Source organism: Bradyrhizobium sp. Ken51 (assembly GCF_055807435.1).
In genome coordinates, this window is sequence record NZ_JBVVPB010000084.1 from 1 (window position 1) to 5,044 (window position 5,044).

Below are 5,044 nucleotides of genomic sequence, written 5' to 3' on the forward strand. Positions count from 1 at the left end.
AAACTGGCGACCGATCTGAAGAAGGCTCGCCGGCAGCTCCTTACTCGGTGCCCCCGCGCGCTTGAAGGTAAATGACCCTGAACTCCACGATCACGTGTCCCAAGTGCGGTCACGCTGCTGCCGAGGTCATACCGACCGACGCTTGCCAGTTCTTCTATGACTGCAAAGGCTGCGGCGAGCGCCTGAAGCCGCTCCCTGATGTCCCCTATCAGCGGTAGACTGGACGCCAGGCCGTGCTCACTTCGACCGCCGCTTGCGACCCCGCACCGGACCTCGGGCAACATTTCAATGCCCGAGGCGGCGGGTCTCCGAACTGCTTAACGCTCTAATCGACTAATAATCATTTCGAGAAAATCATAGGAGCCGCAATGTCCTCTCCAGAAGAAGACGATCGGCGCGAATTTTTAAGATCCTGCGGCAGATTCGCGTCCGTAACACCTCCGACTATTACAGCGTTGCTTTCGACCTCACTTACTAGCACCGCAATTACCAGCTCCGACGGCCGGCGTCGTGTATGCCTAATAACTATCGCTGAGAGCGGAAGGCCGCCCGAGGGGCGGCCTTAAACTGTCACCGGTGTTTGCCGCTGGGTAATGAAGCGAGAAGCTGGGCAATCGCGGCGACTTGCACTTTCGGGTTTTGGCCCCGCGAGCATCGGCCGCATGTGCTCTATGAGCGCGTTCGATTGCCGAAGCCTCTCTCGCATTTCCCCGCTGTTCATTGATCAATCAGGTAGGCGACTGCTTACTCGACCGCATCTTTCCCTTCGGACGGGTCTGCTGATGGCCCTTAGCCGGAGGTCGATTGAGTGCGGGTCATGTCGGCTGTCAGGGGCAAACCGGACGCGCCGATCCAATTTGACGCCCACCGCTGCTTTTGACTCATCTCGACATTCTCTAATCCCGGCTCGCAAGCAAATTGCATCTCTTTCCGACAGATACAGTTTTTCGATACAGTAAGTTTGGCTTTAAAGTGAGAACCGATGTCCGGGGTCGGCGCAGGCCGCCCGGGCGTAGCTCGGAAAGCCCGCGGCGATGCGAAGACTGACTGGCGAACTTAGTCGGATCGGGATCAGAGCGGCGCGACAACGGTTGGTGCTCTGTCGCCTGATGATCGATATCATGAGAACTGTGCACGGAGCCTATGCTCCTGCAAGTGAGCCTTTTGGTAGCCGCTTGGAACTCTTCTTCATTGGGTTGTGCGTAGCTCTTGGTCAGTTTGAAGACAAGCCATTTTCCGTCACCAAGATTGCGGCGTACATGCGTGTGCCCCGCACGACAGTCGTGCGCAGACTGGAACGACTGCGAGGTTGGGGTCTCGTTCATCGACAGGACCGTCACTATTACATCGACGAGAGGGCGCTCAATTCTCTCCTGGGCATGCGAAGCTATCAGCGCATTAGGCGGCTGCTCGACAAGGCTGCCGAGGAATTGACCGTTTTGGACACTTTGCCGGATTGACTGCAGCGCTCGAATGTCCAATAGCGGATGGCTTGACTCAACTGATTGTGCGAAGCCGCAAAGCTCAATGCTGGTGCGCAAATTTCGTCTCAGGTGACAGTAAAAAAAATCAGCCTTTGAAGGTGACCAACTCACATCAGTACCTCCAGCGGCAGGTCCATTTTGCCTGCTTGAGGGAAAGCCATATGCGCGACCAAATTACCATCCCCGGATTAGCGATCGGCGAGCTATCGGAGTTGAAAGGCCAAGGCCGCTACCTGCGAATAGATGCCTGTCGGGGCGTCGCGCTGTGGTGCATCTTTCTTGACCATGTTCCCAACAACATCGGAACTTGGCTGACGCTGCGGAACTACGGCTTCAGCGATGCCGCCGAAGTATTCATGTTCGTTTCGGGCATAACCTGCGCGATGGCCTACAGCAAGGCATGGCGCTGCGAGGGCTGGACCGGAGTGATTAGCCGGACACTGCGGCGAAGCTGGGACATTTATGTCGCATTTCTGTTGCTCACGCTCGCTTGCGCCATTCTGGTTCACGTTGCGGGCGGAGGCCGTCTTGCTGACGAGAGCAATACGCGCATTCTACTGGACGATCCGGGCGCGACGCTCGCGCGCACGGCGATCCTGCAATACCGTCCGGTCAATACCGACGTGTTGCCGATCTTCGTACTTTTTCATCTCTTGTTCGCGCCCTTGCTGTGGCTGCTGCTGCGACTGCCGAACGTGACGCTTGGCGCCTCGCTGGCGCTCTATGCGCTGGTGCATATCTTCGGCTGGACCGTTACGGCCTGGCCGAACGGCCACTGGGCCTTCAATCCACTGGCCTGGCAGTTGCTGGTTGTACTTGGCGCCTGGTGGACGATCGAGGGCGACAGGTTGCTGCCGTTGTTGATTTCACGTACGGCTCTTACCGTTTCAGTGTTGTATCTGCTGCTCAGTTTGATCATCGCCTTGAGCTGGCGCATCAGGCCCCTGGAAGCAGTGATCCCGCAGCTGCTGAAGCTGCACCCCTTGGACAAATCGAATCTCGATCCATTTAGACTGCTGCATTTTCTGGCCATGGCGGTCTTGGCGGCATGGTTCATGCCTCGCAAATGGCCAGGGCCGATGACGCCGCTGATGCGCGGTGCGATCCTCTGTGGCCAGAACTCGCTACCAATCTATTGTCTCGGCGTTCTGCTGTCGTTCGCTGCCGAAGTGGCGCGGCTCGACATCTCGGACGGGCTTGCGATGCAGATAGCCCTTAGTCTCGGTGGCATCGTTACGATGATCGCGACTGCAACGCTGCTGAACTTGCTCGACAGCAAATCCAGACGACAACAACGATAATTTCAACGCTGCGACGACATTGCAGGTGCACGGTCGGCTGGGAGCCACCTCTCTGACGCCTGATTTCGCGAAGTGCTAAGGTGCACGCCCGGTGCGGTTTTCCTCCGAGGCCTCAATGAGGTCTGCAATTGGCCCTAAGCCGAACAGCAGCTTAGGCGTAGTGATGTCCGCTGTCGTTGGTAAATCGGACGCCGAGCTGCACTTGCGTCGCCAGCCGCTTATGACCTTAAACGGAGGTTTGGTTGCAAAATCGCAGCCCGGCCTGTCTCTTTGTGCTAGGCTATATCAGCGACTGTCTTCACGCTCGGTGCGCATATGAGGCGGCGGGCTTTTCTCGTTTTCACGTGCGGCGCGGCTGCATGGCCGTTGGCGGCCTCTGGGAAACCATTCAATAAGTTGCCGAAAGTCGGAGTGCTTTGGCACGCCGACAATGCTGAAGATGAGGCCTTAGGTTTAGGTGCACTGACGCGGGGCCTTATCGATCTCGGCTACATCGACGGCAAGAACATTGCGCTGCATCACAGATTCCCAGCTGAAGTACCTGATCGCTTCGCCAGTCTGGCTGCCGAGCTTGTTGCGGTGCCAGTGGACGTGCTTGTTGCAGTTACTCAGCCAGCAGCGCTGGCAGGACAGGGGGCGACAACCACGATACCTATCGTATTCATCCTCGTGCCAGAACCTCTCGGATCAAGGCTTGTCAACAGCTTGGCTAAACCGGGTGGAAACATCACCGGTTTGACGAATATCGCATCCGAACTCACAGCGAAGCGCGTCCAATTATTGAAGGAAGCCTTTCCGCGCATGACACGCTTGACGTTGCTTGTAAATCCAAACGACCGCCAAGCCATGCTCAGTTTCATTGACGAGGCTTCGAGAGCAGCAACCGTCCTCGGCTTAGATGTTCAACCGCTCGAAGTGCGGTCACTGGTAGAGATCGAGCAGGCTTTTGACCACATGGCCGATAGCCGCTCAGAGGGTGTTATCACGACGCCAAACGGGCTGTTTTATCTTGCCCGCGCATTGATCGGGCAACTTGCAATCAAGCGCGGTCTGCCGCTGATGGTACAGAATCGGGAGACGCTTGAAGATGGCGCGCTCATGGCCTATGGGCCGGATATTCAAGCTATTTTCCGCCGCGCGGCCGTTTATGTGGATAAAATCCTTAAAGGCGAGAAGCCCGCTGACTTGCCGGTTGAGGTACCTACGAAGTTTCAGTTTTTTATTAATCTGAAGACCGCCAAGGCGCTTGGGCTTACGCTTCCAGAATCACTGCTGCTGCGTGCCGATGCAACAATCGAATAGCAGCTTACCATAAGCGACTGGCGAGCCCTGCCGCCGAGCGATGACCGCTTCTGGCCCATCGCTTCCGTTGGCGCGGTGTCGCTGCATGTCGGCTCATAAGGTGAGACCGGAAGTTTGCAGCCGGTTGCCAGTTCGGCGGCTTGTGACCGGTAGCCGACCCTAGCCTCCTTCAATCCAAATTCCTGCTTCGCTCAAGGCGTTGAAAATGCGGTCGACGTCTTTGGGATCCAGTGATCGGCTGTCACACAGCTGATTCCGCTCATCGAAGGTAATCTTACCGTTCTGTTCACCGATTTCGATGGCTCGTCGAATGATTTCCGGCACGCTCATGTTCTCTCCGTTTCAGCAGCCCCTACTATAGGGGAGAGAGTCGGGTTGTGGCCCTAAGCCGAAGCTCGCTTGAAGACGCGTCATGTCGGCTCTCAGAGGCAGACCGGATACCTATCCAGCTTGGCGTCTACCGCCGCTTGGGACCCAAACCGGTCATTTCCCTAGACACGGTGCCTTGTCGGAAGAAAGATGGAGCTAGACAAACCTGGGCCGCAATAATGGACCTCGGAGATTGGCTGCAGAAGCTCGGCCTAGGACAATATGCGGCGGCCTTCCGCGATCACCAGATCTATGACGTCGTCTTGCTTACCCTAACGTCTGAGGATTTGAAGGACCTTGGTGTCGGCCTAGTCGGGCATCGCCGGAGGCTGCTCGACGGCATCGCCGCCTTGCGCGCCAAAACTGGCACTTCGCAGCCCTTATCCGACCCTCCCGAAGTGACCGTCGAAGCCGCCATCAACGCTGAGCGCCGTCAGGTTACCGTGATGTTCTCGGACTTGGTCGGCTCAACGGCGCTTTCCGTGCGGATGTGTCATTCGGCTTGCAAATTTTTGCAAACGATGACGTAATTGCGGTCGGCGCTCGTGGCAGACAACCTCCGTTATCGTTGAGCCCTCGCAATCAAAT

At 56.9% G+C, this 5,044-nt stretch carries 5 protein-coding genes and 1 pseudogene; 5 read left to right on the forward strand and 1 reads right to left on the reverse strand.

The annotated features are described in order from the left end of the window. Nucleotides 1-71: 71 nt before the first annotated feature. The 4 genes and pseudogenes from AC0L27_RS40655 to AC0L27_RS40670 form a co-directional block, all read left to right on the forward strand. Nucleotides 72-194: pseudogene (locus AC0L27_RS40655) on the forward strand (GDCCVxC domain-containing (seleno)protein); the annotation flags it as partial. Between the two features lie 915 nt (nt 195-1,109). After that, nucleotides 1,110-1,460, forward strand: a complete 351-nt coding sequence (locus tag AC0L27_RS40660; RefSeq protein ID WP_473323672.1) for a hypothetical protein — start codon at nt 1,110-1,112, stop codon at nt 1,458-1,460. 185 nt (nt 1,461-1,645) lie between these two features. Further along, a complete protein-coding gene (locus AC0L27_RS40665) occupies nt 1,646-2,785 on the forward strand; it encodes an OpgC domain-containing protein (RefSeq protein WP_473323674.1) in 1,140 nt (379 codons plus the stop codon). A gap of 411 nt (nt 2,786-3,196) precedes the next feature. Further along, complete coding sequence (locus AC0L27_RS40670) at nt 3,197-4,087, forward strand: ABC transporter substrate-binding protein (protein WP_473323676.1); 891 nt, start codon at nt 3,197-3,199, stop codon at nt 4,085-4,087. 159 nt (nt 4,088-4,246) lie between these two features. Here AC0L27_RS40670 and AC0L27_RS40675 read toward each other — a convergent pair whose 3' ends face one another. Continuing rightward, nucleotides 4,247-4,417 carry an RNA polymerase sigma factor region1.1 domain-containing protein gene (locus AC0L27_RS40675; protein ID WP_473323678.1) on the reverse strand — a complete coding sequence of 57 codons (171 nt, stop codon included), beginning with the start codon at nt 4,415-4,417 and terminating at the stop codon, nt 4,247-4,249. A 218-nt stretch (nt 4,418-4,635) separates the two neighbouring features. Here AC0L27_RS40675 and AC0L27_RS40680 point away from each other — a divergent pair, with 218 nt between their 5' ends. Further along, nucleotides 4,636-4,986 carry an SAM domain-containing protein gene (locus AC0L27_RS40680; protein ID WP_473323680.1) on the forward strand — a complete coding sequence of 117 codons (351 nt, stop codon included), beginning with the start codon at nt 4,636-4,638 and terminating at the stop codon, nt 4,984-4,986. The last annotated feature ends 58 nt before the right edge of the window (nt 4,987-5,044 follow it).